We start from the raw sequence: 261 nt of genomic DNA on the forward strand, positions 1-261 counted from the left end.
CCTGCCGCTGTTCGCCTGGGCCGAGGCCTTCCGCATCGGCCGCGCGCAGCGGCGCCGGTTCGGTGCCCGCGCGGCGCTGGCAGCGCTCGGGATCGGCGCGCTATGCGCGACGATCGCCGTGCCGCCGAGCCCACGGCTTGTCTGGAACGCGAGCGCGAGCGCGCCGGTCGGGCTCTACCGGGTCGTGCCCGGCGCGCCGGTCGCCACCGGCGACATGGTGGTCGCCTGGCTGCCCGCGGAAGCGCGCGCGCTCGCGGCGCG

1 pseudogene is annotated in these 261 nt (G+C 79.3%); it reads left to right on the forward strand.

The annotated features are described in order from the left end of the window. A pseudogene (locus AX681_RS13560) lies at window positions 1-261 on the forward strand (S26 family signal peptidase); the annotation flags it as partial.

The organism is Sphingomonas sp. CCH9-E2, from assembly GCF_001557215.1.
In the GTDB taxonomy this organism is placed as follows: Bacteria; Pseudomonadota; Alphaproteobacteria; order Sphingomonadales; family Sphingomonadaceae; genus Sphingomonas.